This is a genomic window from Streptomyces sp. NPDC056452, from assembly GCF_042796085.1.
Lineage (GTDB): Bacteria > Actinomycetota > Actinomycetes > Streptomycetales > Streptomycetaceae > Streptomyces.
Genome location: NZ_JBHTRI010000020.1, coordinates 19,755 through 34,540 on the forward strand (window position 1 = coordinate 19,755; position 14,786 = coordinate 34,540).

13 protein-coding genes are annotated in these 14,786 nt (G+C 70.1%); 9 read left to right on the forward strand and 4 right to left on the reverse strand.

From position 1 onward, the window contains the following. Positions 1-53 precede the first annotated feature (53 nt). Both ACFQ6X_RS20280 and ACFQ6X_RS20285 read right to left on the reverse strand, forming a co-directional pair. Positions 54-1,283: a DUF349 domain-containing protein gene (locus ACFQ6X_RS20280; protein WP_329212917.1), complete on the reverse strand. Its 1,230-nt coding sequence runs from the start codon at positions 1,281-1,283 to the stop codon at positions 54-56. 189 nt (positions 1,284-1,472) lie between these two features. Then, complete coding sequence (locus tag ACFQ6X_RS20285; RefSeq protein WP_383183273.1) at positions 1,473-2,261, reverse strand: peptidylprolyl isomerase; 789 nt, start codon at positions 2,259-2,261, stop codon at positions 1,473-1,475. 149 nt (positions 2,262-2,410) lie between these two features. Here ACFQ6X_RS20285 and ACFQ6X_RS20290 point away from each other — a divergent pair, with 149 nt between their 5' ends. The 4 genes from ACFQ6X_RS20290 (at position 2,411) to ACFQ6X_RS20305 (ending at position 6,841) form a co-directional block, all read left to right on the forward strand. Then, the gene (locus ACFQ6X_RS20290) at positions 2,411-3,097 is read left to right on the forward strand and encodes an MBL fold metallo-hydrolase (RefSeq protein ID WP_383183275.1); all 687 of its coding nucleotides are present in this window, start codon (positions 2,411-2,413) and stop codon (positions 3,095-3,097) included. Positions 3,098-3,111: 14 nt separating this feature from the next. Further along, positions 3,112-4,374: a histidine--tRNA ligase gene (gene hisS, locus ACFQ6X_RS20295; protein WP_383183277.1), complete on the forward strand. Its 1,263-nt coding sequence runs from the start codon at positions 3,112-3,114 to the stop codon at positions 4,372-4,374. Between the two features lie 413 nt (positions 4,375-4,787). Beyond that, positions 4,788-5,423, forward strand: a complete 636-nt coding sequence (locus ACFQ6X_RS20300) for a vitamin K epoxide reductase family protein (RefSeq protein WP_383183279.1) — start codon at positions 4,788-4,790, stop codon at positions 5,421-5,423. A 44-nt stretch (positions 5,424-5,467) separates the two neighbouring features. Then, positions 5,468-6,841 carry a replication-associated recombination protein A gene (locus ACFQ6X_RS20305; protein ID WP_383183281.1) on the forward strand — a complete coding sequence of 458 codons (1,374 nt, stop codon included), beginning with the start codon at positions 5,468-5,470 and terminating at the stop codon, positions 6,839-6,841. Between the two features lie 37 nt (positions 6,842-6,878). On the opposite strand, the gene ACFQ6X_RS20310 is transcribed toward ACFQ6X_RS20305, so the two are convergent. Then, complete coding sequence (locus tag ACFQ6X_RS20310) at positions 6,879-7,580, reverse strand: DUF2470 domain-containing protein (protein WP_383183283.1); 702 nt, start codon at positions 7,578-7,580, stop codon at positions 6,879-6,881. Between the two features lie 193 nt (positions 7,581-7,773). Here ACFQ6X_RS20310 and rpsD point away from each other — a divergent pair, with 193 nt between their 5' ends. Further along, complete coding sequence (rpsD, locus tag ACFQ6X_RS20315) at positions 7,774-8,388, forward strand: 30S ribosomal protein S4 (RefSeq protein ID WP_015607373.1); 615 nt, start codon at positions 7,774-7,776, stop codon at positions 8,386-8,388. 16 nt (positions 8,389-8,404) lie between these two features. Here rpsD and ACFQ6X_RS20320 read toward each other — a convergent pair whose 3' ends face one another. Beyond that, positions 8,405-10,603 carry an ATP-binding protein gene (locus ACFQ6X_RS20320; RefSeq protein ID WP_383183285.1) on the reverse strand — a complete coding sequence of 733 codons (2,199 nt, stop codon included), beginning with the start codon at positions 10,601-10,603 and terminating at the stop codon, positions 8,405-8,407. Between the two features lie 228 nt (positions 10,604-10,831). Between ACFQ6X_RS20320 and ACFQ6X_RS20325 the strand changes: the two genes are divergently transcribed. Genes ACFQ6X_RS20325 through ruvX form a run of 4 tightly spaced genes read left to right on the forward strand, consistent with a single transcriptional unit; the run spans position 10,832 to position 14,784 of the window. Next, a complete protein-coding gene (locus tag ACFQ6X_RS20325) occupies positions 10,832-11,281 on the forward strand; it encodes a DUF948 domain-containing protein (RefSeq protein ID WP_383183446.1) in 450 nt (149 codons plus the stop codon). Between the two features lie 7 nt (positions 11,282-11,288). Then, entirely contained in the window at positions 11,289-11,633 is a 345-nt protein-coding gene (locus ACFQ6X_RS20330) for a DUF6167 family protein (RefSeq protein WP_383183287.1), read from the forward strand. After that, a complete protein-coding gene (alaS, locus tag ACFQ6X_RS20335) occupies positions 11,633-14,302 on the forward strand; it encodes an alanine--tRNA ligase (protein WP_383183289.1) in 2,670 nt (889 codons plus the stop codon). Before ACFQ6X_RS20330 ends, alaS begins: the two co-directional genes overlap by 1 nt. Before the next feature lie 8 nt (positions 14,303-14,310). Then, positions 14,311-14,784, forward strand: a complete 474-nt coding sequence (gene ruvX, locus ACFQ6X_RS20340) for a Holliday junction resolvase RuvX (protein ID WP_356416382.1) — start codon at positions 14,311-14,313, stop codon at positions 14,782-14,784. Positions 14,785-14,786: the final 2 nt, after the last annotated feature.

Genomic DNA, 14,786 nt, shown 5'->3' on the forward strand with positions numbered 1-14,786 from the left:
CTCCTGTACGTGACACGTACAGGAGCCCCTCTCGTACGACGGAACCCGGCTTGTCAGCCGCCGAACTCCTCCAGGCCCTTCAGCGCCTGGTCCAGCAGCGCCTGCCGGCCCTCGAGCTCGCGGGACAGCTTGTCCGCCCGGGCGTTGTTGCCCGAGGCGCGCGCCGTGTCGATCTGCGTACGCAGCTTGTCGACGGCGGCCTGGAGCTGACCGGTCAGACCCTCGGCGCGGGCCCGCGCCTCAGGGTTCGTCCGGCGCCACTCGGACTCCTCGGCCTCCTGGAGCGCCTTCTCCACCGCGTGCATCCGGCCCTCGACCTTCGGGCGGGCGTCACGCGGGACATGGCCGATGGCCTCCCAGCGCTCGTTGACGGAGCGGAACGCGGCCCTGGCCGCCTTCAGATCCGTCACCGGCACCAGCTTCTCGGCCTCGACGACGAGCTCCTCCTTCAGCTTGAGGTTCTCGCCCTGCTCCGCGTCACGCTCCGCGAAGACCCCGCTGCGCGCCGCGAAGAAGACGTCCTGGGCGCCGCGGAAGCGGTTCCACAGATCGTCCTCGGACTCGCGCTGGGCGCGGCCCGCGGCCTTCCACTCGGTCATCAGGTCGCGGTAACGGGCGGCCGTCGTGCCCCAGTCGGTGGAACCGGAGAGCGACTCGGCCTCCGCGACCAGCTTCTCCTTGACCTTGCGGGCCTCCTCGCGCTGGGCGTCCAGCGAGGCGAAGTGCGCCTTGCGGCGCTTCGAGAACGCCGACCGGGCATGCGAGAAGCGGTGCCACAGCTCGTCGTCCGACTTGCGGTCGAGCCGCGGCAGGCCCTTCCACGTGTCGACGAGCGCCCGCAGCCGCTCACCCGCGGACCGCCACTGCTCGCTCTGGGCCAGCTCCTCGGCCTCGACGACGAGCGCCTCCTTGGCGTGGCGCGCCTCGTCGGTCTGCTTCGCCTTCTGGACCTTGCGCTCCTCCCGCCGTGAGTCGACGGTCGCGACGAGGGAGTCCAGCCGCTTGCCGAGCGCCGCGAGGTCGCCGACGGCGTGGTGCTCGTCGACCTGCTGACGCAGATGCTCGATCGCCGCCGTCGCATCCTTCGCCGACAGATCGGTGGTCTTCACCCGCCGCTCGAGGAGGCCGATCTCGACCACCAAGCCCTCGTACTTGCGCTCGAAATAGGCCAGTGCCTCCTCGGGGGAACCGGCCTGCCACGATCCGACGACCTGCTCGCCCTCGGCCGTACGCACGTACACGGTGCCCGTCTCATCGACACGGCCCCACGGGTCGCTGCTCACAGCGCCTCCTCCACCTGATGCCTACGAGGGGGTTCGCCCCCCGGACATCGTCCACAGTTTCCTGGGGCGGGCAGCGCCCGCCCTGCACAACGCCAATCTAGGCGACCGGCCGCCCGGCTGTCCGCACTCAGCGCGGCCGAAATTCTCCGCCCGCGCCGAGTGACGGGGGCCGGCCGGCCGCCCGGCCGGTCAGGCCTTGTCGACCGTCGCCTTCTCGACCGTGACCGCCTTCTTCGGAGCACCGTCGGCCGCCCCACCGGTGACGCCCGCCGCGGCGATCTTCTTGACGGCCTTCAGACCGGCATCGTCCATGGTGCCGAACGGCGTGTAGCTGGGCGGCAGTTTGGTGTCCTTGTAGACGAGGAAGAACTGGCTGCCGCCCGTGCCCGGCTGGCCGGTGTTCGCCATCGCGACGGTGCCCGCCGGATACGTCACCGCCCCGTCGTCGCCCGCCTTGCCGAGCGCGGTCAGGTTCTCGTCCGGGATCGTGTAGCCGGGACCGCCCGTTCCGTCTCCCTTGGGGTCACCGCACTGCAGGACGAAAATGCCCTCCGTGGTCAGGCGGTGACACTTCGTGCTGTCGAAGTACCCCTTGTCCGCAAGGGCCTTGAACGAATTCGTGGTGTGCGGGGTCTTCGCCGCGTCCATCGCGATCGCTATGTCGCCCTGGCTCGTCTTCAGCGACATCGAGTACTTCGCTTTTTTGTCGATCTTCATCGCGGGCTCGGGAGCCTTGCTCTCGCTCTCCGAGGGAGAGGGCGTCGGGCTCGCGCTCGCCGCCGCATCCGCGGAGTCCTTCGTGTCGTCGCCGTCCCGGGAGACGTAGGCGCCCGCGCCGATGACCGCCACCACGGCCACAGCCGACACGATGATCACGGCAAGGCGCCTGGTCTTCCGGCGCGCTTCCTCCCGGCGCTGCTGCTGCCGCTCGAACTTCTCCCGGGCGAGCTGCCGCCGCCGCTGATCGCTGCTGACCACCGGTTGGTCTCCTTGTACGTCGTGTAATCCGGCCTGGGTTGCCCCGTACCGTATATGGGTTAGCTGTGGAATGAGGAGCGCCGGTAGGCTCTGATCTGCCGTATCCGTCTCCACAGCCCTCTCCCGTCGGACGAACACTAAGGACGATCGTGCTTATTGCCGGGTTCCCCGCCGGGGCCTGGGGGACCAATTGCTACCTGGTCGCCCCCGCCGCAGGTGAGGAATGCGTGATCATCGACCCGGGCCACCAGGCCGCCCAGGGCGTCGAGGAAGCGCTGAAGAAGCATCGGCTCAAGCCCGTCGCCGTCGTGCTCACCCACGGCCACATCGACCATGTGGCCTCGGTCGTCCCCGTGTGCGGCGCCCATGACGTCCCCGCCTGGATCCACCCCGAGGACCGGTACATGATGAGCGATCCGGAGAAGGCGCTGGGCCGTTCCATCGGGATGCCGCTCATGGGTGAGCTGACCGTGGGCGAGCCGGACGACGTCAAGGAGCTGACCGACGGCGCCCTGCTGAAGCTGGCGGGCCTGGAGTTCGGCGTCTCGCACGCGCCCGGCCATACCAAGGGGTCGGTGACGTTCAGGATGCCCGAGACCGCGGACGTTCCGCAGGTCCTCTTCTCGGGCGACCTGCTCTTCGCCGGCTCCGTCGGACGCACCGACCTGCCCGGCGGCGACCACGCCGAGCTGCTCGAGTCGCTGGCCCGTGTGTGCCTGCCGCTCGACGACTCGACCGTGGTGCTGTCCGGCCACGGCCCCCAGACGACCATCGGCCGCGAGCGCGCCTCCAACCCGTACCTGCACGGCATGGACGCGCCCCGCCGAGGAATGTGACGAGAGAAGTTCCTGTGAGTACCTTCCAGGCCCCCAAGGGCACGTACGACCTGATCCCGCCGGACTCCGCGAAGTACCTCGCGGTGCGCGCGGCGATCTCGGCACCCCTGAAGAACTCCGGCTACGGCTACATCGAGACGCCCGGATTCGAGGACGTCGCCCTGTTCGCCCGCGGAGTCGGTGAGTCCACCGACATCGTGTCCAAGGAGATGTACGCCTTCGAGACCAAGGGCGGCGACAAGCTCGCGCTGCGCCCGGAGGGCACCGCCTCGGTGCTGCGCGCCGCACTGGAGGCCAACCTCCACAAGGCCGGCAACCTCCCCGTCAAGCTCTGGTACTCCGGCTCGTACTACCGCTACGAGCGCCCGCAGAAGGGCCGTTACAGGCACTTCTCGCAGGTCGGCGCCGAAGCCATCGGCACCGAGGACCCGGCGCTGGACGCCGAGCTGATCATCCTGGCCGACCAGGCGTACCGCTCGCTGGGCCTCGCGCAGTTCCGGATCCTGCTGAACTCGCTGGGCGACAAGGAGTGCCGCCCCGTCTACCGGGAGGCGCTCCAGACCTTCCTGCGCGACCTCGACCTGGACGAGGAGACCCGCCGCCGCATCGAGATCAACCCGCTCCGCGTCCTCGACGACAAGCGGCCCGACGTGCAGAAGCAGCTGACCGGCGCGCCCAAGCTGCGCGACTTCCTGTGCGACGCCTGCAAGGCGTACCACGAGGAGGTCCGCGACCTGCTGACGGCGGCCGGAGTGGTGTACGAGGACGACGAGAAGCTGGTCCGAGGCCTCGACTACTACACGCGCACGACCTTCGAGTTCGTCCACGACGGTCTGGGCTCCCAGTCCGCAGTGGGCGGCGGCGGCCGCTACGACGGGCTGTCCGAGATGATCGGCGGCCCCGCGCTGCCGTCCGTCGGCTGGGCGCTCGGCGTGGACCGTACGGTGCTCGCACTGGAGGCGGAGGGCATCGAGCTCGCCGTCCCCGCCACCACCAGCGTGTACGCGGTACCGCTCGGCGAGGAGGCCCGTCGCGTGCTCTTCGGCCTGGTCACCGAGTTGCGCAGGGCAGGTGTCGCCACCGACTTCGCGTTCGGCGGCCGGGGCCTCAAGGGTGCGATGAAGAGTGCGAACCGCTCCGGTGCCCGCTTCACGATCGTGGCCGGCGAGCGCGACCTCGCCGAGGGCACGGTCCAGCTCAAGGACATGGAGTCGGGCGAGCAGCAGGCGGTGGCGCTCGACGAGCTCGTGGCCGCGGTGCAGGCCAGGCTGGCCTGATCGGCCGAGTCCCTCCGAGTTCACCTGTGCCCGCCCGGTCCGCCCGGGCGGGCACACGTGCGTTCGGTGCCCGCCGTGCCTTCGGACGGTGAGCAGGCACAGGACCGGTCCGCCCGGCCGGCTCCCGCACCGTCAACTCGGGGGGAGCCGATTCATCCTGCCGTACGACGCCGATCCGGGAGCGCCACCGGCGGGTGGATCGGCGTCGGGCACACGGACTGTTCCGCCGTCGCGGCTGCGGTGACCCCGCAGGATCTCGACGGTGGTGCTCCTCCCCGCGCGTCGAAGGGCTCCAGGAGCCCGCATTCAGGGCCCCGTTCGCGCACACCTTTATGTTCATCGAACGGTTGGCCGTACCGGTGGTGCGGCACAATGACCAAGCCCGGCTGGCGACTCAGTGATGGAACGGCGATATGACGATGGCAGCGGTAGACCACCCCTCCTCCCGGCAGGACGAGGACGACGGCGCGAAGACCTTCGGCGGCAGTCGCGCGCTCGCGCTGCTGCTGGTGATCACCGGCGCGGCCGGGCTGCTCGCCGCCTGGGTCATCACGATCGACAAGTTCAAGCTGCTCGAGGACCCCAGCTTCACCCCGGGCTGCAGCCTGAACCCGGTCGTCGCCTGCGGCAACATCATGAAGAGCGAGCAGGCGGCGGCGTTCGGCTTCCCCAACCCGATGCTCGGCATCGCCACCTACTCGGTCGTCATCGGCATCGGCATGGCGCTCCTGGCCGGCGCGCGCTTCCGCAGCTGGTACTGGCTCGGCCTGAACGCGGGCACGCTGTTCGGCGTCGGGTTCTGCACCTGGCTCCAGTACCAGTCGCTCTACAACATCAACTCGCTCTGCCTGTGGTGCTGCCTGGCCTGGGTCGCCACGATCTTGATGTTCTGCTACGTCACCACGCACAACATCAAGCACGGCATCCTGCCCGCCCCCGCCTGGCTGCGGAACACCCTCACCGAATTCCACTGGGTGCCGCCGGTGCTCTGGATCGGGATCATCGGCATGCTGATCCTGACCCGCTGGTGGGACTTCTGGACCAGCTGACGCAGCCGGCGGTCCTGTCAGTGGGGTGACATAGGCTGCGGAGCGTGGAGCCCGACCTCTTTACCGCAGCAGCCGAAGACCGCCAGGAGAAGGACCCGTCCAGCAGCCCCCTCGCTGTCCGGATGCGTCCTCGTACGATCGACGAGGTCGTGGGCCAGCAGCATCTGCTCAAGCAGGGCTCGCCCCTGCGCCGACTCGTCGGCGAAGGGAGCGGGGGCCCGGCAGGGCCCTCCTCCGTGATCCTGTGGGGGCCGCCGGGCACCGGCAAGACGACCCTGGCGTACGTGGTCAGCAAGGCCACCAACAAGCGCTTCGTCGAGCTCTCCGCGATCACCGCCGGCGTCAAGGAGGTCCGGGCCGTCATCGAGGGCGCGCGCCGCGCCACCGGGGGCTTCGGCAAGGAGACCGTCCTCTTCCTCGACGAGATCCACCGCTTCTCCAAGGCCCAGCAGGACTCCCTGCTCCCCGCCGTGGAGAACCGCTGGGTGACCCTGATCGCGGCCACCACGGAGAACCCGTACTTCTCGATCATCTCGCCGCTGCTGTCGCGCTCCCTGCTGCTGACCCTGGAGCCCCTCACCGACGAGGATCTGCGCGCCCTGCTGCGCCGGGCCCTGTCCGACGAGCGGGGGCTGGGCGGAGCGGTCACCCTGACCGACGACGCGGAGGCGCATCTGCTGCGGATCGCGGGCGGTGACGCCCGGCGCGCCCTGACCGCGCTGGAGGCGGCGGCCGGAGCGGCCCTCGCCAAGCACGAGCCGGAGATCACGCTCACCACGCTCGAGGAGACCGTCGACCGGGCGGCCGTGAAGTACGACCGTGACGGCGACCAGCACTACGACGTGGCGAGTGCCCTGATCAAGTCCATCCGCGGCTCCGACGTCGATGCCGCCCTGCACTACCTCGCCCGGATGATCGAGGCGGGTGAGGACCCCCGGTTCATCGCCCGGCGGCTGATGATCTCCGCGAGCGAGGACATCGGGCTCGCCGATCCGACGGCGCTGCCCACCGCGGTGGCAGCGGCCCAGGCGGTAGCCATGATCGGCTTTCCGGAGGCGGCGCTCACCCTCAGCCACGCCACCATCGCGCTGGCGCTCGCCCCGAAGTCCAACGCGGCCACCCTGGCGATCTCGGCGGCGCAGGAGGATGTGCGCAGGGGCCTCGCAGGCCCGGTGCCCGCCCATCTGCGCGACGGCCACTACAAGGGCGCCGCCAAGCTGGGCCACGCCCAGGGCTATGTCTATCCGCACGACGTCCCCGGCGGGATCGCCGCCCAGGAGTACGCCCCGGAGGCGGTGCGCGGCAAGCGCTACTACGAACCCACGCGCTACGGCGCGGAAGCGCGCTACGCGGACGTGGCGGAACGCGTCCGTGAGCGGCTCGGCCGCGGCGAACCGGGCGGCACCGCGTCGTCGTGACCCGTGGGCGGCCGGGTGCGGTCGCCCCGGGACCGGCTCAGCAGGAGGCCGCTTCGAAGAGCGTGTGCATGGCGCGGCGCAGCTCGCCGACATCGCGTACGGGGTCCGGGAATTCGAAGCGGGCGTCGAAGCAGTCCCCGCCGTCCTCGACGAACCGGACCCGGAGACCGAAGCGGTCGAGCGCGACCGGGACGGCGGCGGTCCGCAGGGCCGCGCGGGTGTCCGCGGCCCGCTCGCCGAGCAGTGTGGACAAGGTCTCCATCCGCTCGCTGTGGGCCGCGTGCAGATGCTGGAGCAGCTCGGCCTCGTGGCCGACGAGCGGATCGGCCTCCGCGTCGCGCAGTGCCTCGGGATCGATGGCCTCGGCGCCCCACAGGTCGTCGACCGCCGCCTCCCCGACCTCCAGCCTGAGAATCATCCGGCCGGGCTCCGCCAGGCCCGGTACGCGGGTCAGCCAGCCGAAGATCCGGGCACGGCCGCGGATCCGGTGCGGGACGGAGACCGGTGCGACATCGGTGATCTCCAGCACGGCGGGGAGCTCGTCGCCCTGGGCGTGTGTCGCGGCCCGTACGACCGGTGAGTCGGCGGGGAACCGGAGGAACAGATCCCCGTCGGGGCCGATGTACCTGGAGTCGGGCACCAGGAGGTCGGGAGGGATCACATCCAGCCCGGGTACGAGCAGTGCCGCGGAGCAGGTACTCTGTACGAGAGTTCGTGTGCGCTCGGCTGCTGACGGCATCCGAGTGTTTTCAAGCCCGCTGGGACGCGGCTGACCACGATCAGATCGGCCTTCCGTCGTAGCAGCACCTTCTGGTGTGCTGCCGCTGTCTGTGCTGTCCGTGACGTGAGTGGTGTTCCCAGGGCGAGACATGCGATCTCCTTGAGTAAGGTAAGCCTTACCTAACTTAACCTACAACGGAGGTCTGGAGAACGTGCCTAACCAGTCGCGTCCCAAGGTCAAGAAGTCGCGTGCCCTCGGCATCGCTCTGACGCCGAAGGCTGTCAAGTACTTCGAAGCCCGCCCCTACCCGCCGGGCGAGCACGGCCGTGGCCGCAAGCAGAACTCGGACTACAAGGTCCGTCTGCTCGAGAAGCAGCGTCTGCGTGCGCAGTACGACATCAGCGAGCGCCAGATGGCGCGTGCCTACGACCGCGCCAAGAAGGCCGAAGGCAAGACGGGCGAGGCGCTGGTCGTCGAGCTCGAGCGCCGTCTCGACGCCCTGGTCCTGCGTTCGGGCATCGCCCGCACCATCTACCAGGCCCGCCAGATGGTCGTCCACGGCCACATCGAGGTCAACGGTGGCAAGGTCGACAAGCCGTCGTTCCGCGTGCGCCCCGACGACGTCGTGCAGGTCCGCGAGCGCAGCCGCACCAAGGTCCCCTTCCAGGTGGCCCGCGAGGGTGGTTACGACACCGACGGTGAGACCCCGCGCTACCTCCAGGTGAACCTGAAGGCCCTGGCCTTCCGCCTGGACCGTGACCCGAACCGCAAGGAAATTCCGGTCATCTGCGACGAGCAGCTCGTCGTCGAGTACTACGCCCGCTGATCCAGGCGTAGCCACCTCAGAGCTCGGGCCCGCCCCTCCCTGTCGTACGGGAGGCGGCGGGCCTTCGCGTTTCCCCCGGCGCCCCCACACCGCGCGTCCCCTCCCCGCCCGGACGGACGCGGGCCTCCTCACCGAGAGCCCTCGCCACCGCGGCCTTCGTGTCCAGCCGGCTTCCGGAGCGCCGCTCCGTCTCGTACCGCACATCGCCGAGCACGTTCCGGGCCCGTGCCTCGCAGTCGGCGCGCGGCCTGCCGTAGTACGCCGAGCCGAACAGGGGCAGGCCCACCGACGGCCAGATCCGCTCCGCGGCGCCCTGCAGCACGGCGGCCTCCGCGGCGTCGCCCTCCACGGCGGTCACCAGGGCCATCAGCTCCAGCGAGAGGACCGTGCCGAGCAGGTCGTGGAAGGTGTGCGCGATGGACAGGGCTTCACCGAGCATCTGCCGCGCCCGCGCCGTCCGCCCCCGCTGCAGAGCGGCGAAAGCCAGTACGTACAGCGCGTAGGCGAGGGCCCAGCGCTCCCCGTGGTCCTCGCAGATCTCGCGGACCTCGTCGCAGATCTCCGCAGCCCCGTCCAGGTCCCCTCCGAAGGCCACGGCCATCGCCAGCTCGATCTGGGCCATCAGTACATTGCTGTTCAGCTCGCCGATCTCCCGGTAGCGCGCCAGGGCCTCGCGCAGCAGCTCCTCGGCCCGGGCGAGATCGTCGGTGACGATCGCCAGGCAGCCGGAGCGGTGCACCGCGTAGGCCACCGCGGCGGCGTCCCCGGAAAGCTCGCCCTCCTCCCGGCACTCCTGCAGGGCCGAGACCGCACCGATCGCATCGCCCTGCAGCACCGCCACATAGCCCAGCACCCACAGCGCCTTCAGCCGCGACGGATCGTAGGGCGACTCCTCCTCCAGTACGTGGTCCAGCCAGTGGCGCCCCTCCGAGAGCCTGCCGCAGCCCGCCCAGTAGAACCAGAGGGTGCCCGCCAGGTACTGGGCGAGGTGGACCTCGTCGGGGCTCTCCATCGAGCACTCCATGGCCCGGCGCAGATTGGGCAGCTCGCTGTCGATGCGGGCGGCTGCCGCGGCCTGCCGGGGGCTGAACCAGTCGAGCTCGCACCAGGTGGCAAGGCCCAGGAACCAGTCCCGGTGCCTGCGGCGCAGCCGTTCGGTGTCACCGGTCGCGCCCAGCCACTCGGCGCCGTACTCCCGCACGGTGTCCAGCAGCCGGTACCGGCTGCCCACCGCCGAGTCCTCGCGCAGTACGACGGACTGCGCGAGCAGCTCGTCCAGAACGTCGAGCACCGAGTCGGCCGGCAGGTCGGGGCCGCTGCAGATGTACTCGACGGCCTCCAGGTCGAACTGCCCGGCGAACACCGAGAGCCGCGCCCACAGCAGGCGCTGTTCGGGAGCGCACAGTTCGTGGCTCCAGCCGATGGCCGTCCGCAGGGTCTGATGGCGGGGCAACGCGCTCCGGCTGCCTCCGGTCAGCAGCCGGAAGCGGTCGTCCAGCCGTTGGAGCACCTGCTCCATGGACAGGGCCCGCAGCCGCCCGGCGGCCAGTTCGAGGGCGAGCGGAATCCCGTCGAGGCGCCGGCACAGCTCACGTGCGGACTCGTGGTTGTCGTCCGTCAGCCGGAACCCCGGCTGCACGGCCCGGGCCCGCTGGGCGAAGAGCTCGATGGCGTCCTCGCTCGCCATCGGCGCCAGCGCGAAGGTGGCCTCGCCGTCCACGCGCAGCGGGCGCCGCCCGGCGGCGAGGATCTGCAGGCGCGGTGCCCTGCGCAGCAGTTCGCCCACGAGCTCGGCACACGAATCGATGAGATGTTCGAAGCCGTCGATCACGAGCAGAAGTTGACGTTCGGCGCAGTGCTCCACCAACGTGGTGCGTGGCGGCCTCTTGGTGTGATCGGTGAGGCCCAGGGCGTCGACCAACGCGTGTTCGAGCAGGGCCGGATCATGGATGGCCGACAGCTCGGCGATCCAGACCCCGTCGCAGTACCGTTTCTCCACCAGTGCCGCGATACGGACGGCACAACGGGTCTTGCCGACCCCGGCCACTCCGGCGACCGTGACCAGTCTGGACTCGTCCAGCAGCAGCCCCAGCCGGGCCATTTCGTCCTCGCGTCCCACGAAGGTGTTCAGTTCGGCCGGGAGGTTTCCGTGGACGGCGGCGGGCGAGGGTTCGGCGTCGTCGGGTGTGGGGGAGGGGCGCTGAGGGCGTCGCATGAAACACGCAGAGTACTGGCACATAAGCTCTCCGTACAATCTCCCCGCCCCCGGGCTCGCCCCGCCCGCCCGTAATGCGGTACAGGGCCTGACGCCCGGCGCGATAGGGTCGAGGGACGAGGACCGGCTGTGGTGGCAGCACGCACCGGCCGACCCGAGACAGGCAGAGACAAGCCCCGGCCGGGGCAAGCGACAAGCAGGGAGCGGTGCACTGTGTCCGGTGGAGAGGTGGCCGGGATCCTGGTGGCCGTCTTCTGGGCGATCCTGGTTTCGTTCCTCGCCGTGGTGCTGGTGAGGCTGGCCCAGACGCTCAGGGCGACCACCAAGCTGGTGGCGGACGTGACCGAGCAGGCCGTTCCGCTGCTCGCCGACGCCTCCGCGACCCTGCGCTCCGCGCAGACCCAGCTCGACAAGGTCGACGCCATCGCGAGTGACGTGCAGGAGGTCACCTCCAACGCCTCCGCGCTCTCCACCACCGTCGCGTCGACGTTCGGCGGGCCGCTCGTGAAGGTCGCCGCGTTCGGGTACGGGGTGCGCCAGGCGCTCGGCCGCCGGACCGCTCCGGCACCGGAGCCGGCCCCCCGGACCTCCCGCCGCACCGTGATTGTCGGCCGTACCGTGCCGTCCGCCCGCAGCAAGAAGCGGAACGGCCGAAGCTCCCGTGGACAGAAGGACTGACGCAGCGATGTTCCGCCGTACGTTCTGGTTCACCGCCGGCGCAGCCGCCGGTGTCTGGGCCACCACCAAGGTCAACCGCAAGATCAAGCAGCTGACTCCCGAGAGCCTCGCGGCGCAGGCCGCCGACAAGGCGATCGAGGCAGGTCACAAGCTGAAGGACTTCGCTCTCGACGTCCGCGAGGGCATGGTCCGGCGCGAGGCCGAACTGGGCGGGGCGCTGGGCCTCGAGGCGCCTGTCGACCCCGAACTCCCGGTACGCGCCCACTTCGCGGTCGAAGCTACCGATCCGGACCGCGCCGCCACGTACCGCAAGCTCCCCTACAACTCGAACAACCGGAATGAGGACCACTAATGGAGTCGGCTGAAATTCGCCGCCGCTGGCTGAGCTTCTTCGAGGAGCGCGGTCACACCGTCGTGCCTTCGGCGTCGCTCATCGCGGACGACCCGACTCTGCTGCTGGTCCCCGCGGGCATGGTCCCCTTCAAGCCGTACTTCCTCGGCGAGGTCAAGCCGCCCGCCCCGCGCGTCACCAGCGTGCAGAAGTGCGTCCGTACGCCGGACATCGAAGAGGTCGGCAAGACCACCCGGCACGGCACGTTCTTCCAGATGTGCGGCAACTTCTCCTTCGGGGACTACTTCAAGGAAGGGGCCATCCAGTACGCCTGGGAGGCCCTGACCAACTCCGTCGAGGACGGCGGCTTCGGCCTCGACCCCGAGCGTCTGTGGATCACGGTCTACCTGGACGACGACGAGGCCGAGCAGATCTGGCGCGAGAAGATCGGCGTTCCGGCCGAGCGCATCCAGCGCCTGGGCAAGAAGGACAACTTCTGGTCCATGGGCGTCCCCGGTCCCTGCGGCCCGTGCTCCGAGATCAACTACGACCGCGGCCCGGAGTTCGGCGTCGAGGGCGGCCCCGCCGTCAACGACGAGCGCTACGTGGAGATCTGGAACCTGGTCTTCATGCAGTACGAGCGGGGCGCCGGCGACGGCAAGGAGGACTTCCCGATCCTCGGCGACCTGCCGTCGCAGAACATCGACACCGGTCTCGGCCTCGAACGCCTCGCGATGATCCTGCAGGGCGTACAGAACATGTACGAGACCGACACCCTGCGCGTAGTCATGGACAAGGCCACCGAGCTCACCGGCGTGCGCTACGGCGCCGAGCAGGGCTCGGACGTGTCCCTGCGCGTCGTCGCCGACCACATCCGCACGTCGGTCATGCTCATCGGTGACGGCGTCACCCCCGGCAACGAGGGCCGCGGCTACGTGCTGCGCCGCATCATGCGCCGCGCCATCCGCAACATGCGGCTCATGGGCGCCACCGGACCGGTGGCCCGCGACCTGGTCGACGTCGTGATCAACACGATGGGCGAGCAGTACCCGGAGCTCCTCACCGACCGCAAGCGCATCGAGACCGTCGCCCTCGCCGAGGAGGCCGCCTTCCTCAAGGCCCTCAAGGGCGGCACGAACATCCTCGAGACCGCCGTCACCGAGACCAAGGCCGCCGGCGGCCAGGTCCTCGCCGGCGACAAGGCGTTCCTGCTCCACGACACCTGGGGCTTCCCGATCGACCTCACGCTGGAGATGGCCGCCGAACAGGGCCTCTCCGTCGACGAGGAGGGCTTCCGCCGCCTGATGCAGGAGCAGCGGGACAAGGCCAAGGCCGACGCCAAGGCCAAGAAGACCGGTCACGCCGACCTGTCCGCCTACCGCGAGGTGGCCGACACCTCGGGCGCCACCGAGTTCACCGGCTACACCAGCACCGAGGGCGAGTCGAGGATCGTCGGCCTGCTCGTCGACGGTGTTTCCTCGCCCGCCGCCTCCGAGGGCGACGAGGTCGAGGTCGTCCTCGACCGGACCCCGTTCTACGCCGAGGGCGGCGGCCAGCTCGCCGACCAGGGCCGGATCCGGCTCGACACCGGCGCCGTCATCCAGATCCGCGACGTACAGCAGCCGGTCCCGGGTGTCTCCGTCCACAAGGGCTCGGTCCAGGTCGGTGAGGTCACCGTCGGCGCCGCCGCCTACGCCTCCATCGACAACACCCGCCGCCGCGCCATCGCCCGCGCCCACAGCGCCACGCACCTCACGCACCAGGCGCTGCGCGACGCCCTCGGCCCGACGGCCGCCCAGGCCGGTTCGGAGAACTCGCCCGGCCGCTTCCGCTTCGACTTCGGTTCGCCCGCCGCCGTACCCGGCACGGTCCTCACCGACGTCGAGCAGAAGATCAACGAGGTCCTGTCCCGCGAACTGGACGTCCAGGCCGAGGTCATGTCCATCGACGAGGCCAAGAAGCAGGGCGCCATCGCCGAGTTCGGCGAGAAGTACGGCGAGCGGGTCCGGGTCGTCACCATCGGCGACTTCTCCAAGGAGCTGTGCGGCGGCACCCACGTGCACAACACCGCCCAGCTGGGCCTGGTGAAGCTCCTCGGCGAGTCCTCGATCGGTTCCGGGGTGCGCCGTATCGAGGCCCTGGTCGGCGTGGACGCGTACAACTTCCTCGCCAAGGAGCACACGGTCGTCGCCCAGCTCCAGGAACTGGTCAAGGGCCGGTCCGAGGAGCTCCCGGAGAAGATCGCCGGCATGCTCGGCAAGCTGAAGGACGCCGAGAAGGAGATCGAGAAGTTCCGCGCGGAGAAGGTCCTGGCGGCCGCCGCCGGTCTGCTCGACTCCGCCAAGGACGTACGGGGCGTCGCCCTGGTCACCGGACAGGTGCCGGACGGCACCTCGGCCGACGACCTGCGCAAGCTCGTCCTGGACGTGCGTGGACGCATCCAGGGCGGCCGGCCGGCCGTCGTGGCCCTGTTCACCACGGCCAACGGGCGCCCGCTGACCGTCATCGCCACCAACGAGGCCGCCCGCGAACGCGGCCTCAAGGCCGGTGACCTGGTCCGTACCGCCGCCAAGACCCTCGGTGGCGGTGGCGGCGGCAAGCCGGACGTCGCCCAGGGCGGCGGCCAGAACCCGGACGCCATCGGTGACGCCGTCGCCGCTGTCGAACGCCTCGTCACCGAGACGGCGTGACGTCGGAGATGACGCAGATGCGCCGTGGACGTCGACTCGCCATCGACGTCGGTGACGCCCGTATCGGGGTCGCCTCGTGCGACCCCGACGGGATCCTCGCCACGCCGGTGGAGACCGTACCGGGACGCGACGTCCCGGCCGCCCACCGGCGGCTCGGCCAGATCGTCGAGGAGTACGAGCCGATCGAGGTCATCGTCGGTCTGCCCCGCTCGCTGGGAGGCGGCGAAGGTCCCGCGGCGGCGAAGGTCCGGGCCTTCGCCCAGGTGTTCGCCCGCTCGGTCGCACCCATTCCGGTGCGATTGGTGGACGAGAGGATGACCACAGTGACGGCCACTCAGGGGCTCCGCGCTTCGGGCGTGAAGTCCAAGAAGGGCCGGTCTGTCATCGACCAGGCTGCCGCTGTGGTGATCCTTCAGAACGCTCTGGAGTCCGAAAGGGCTTCGGGGCAAGCTCCCGGCGAGGGCGTCGAAGTGGTTGTCTGATC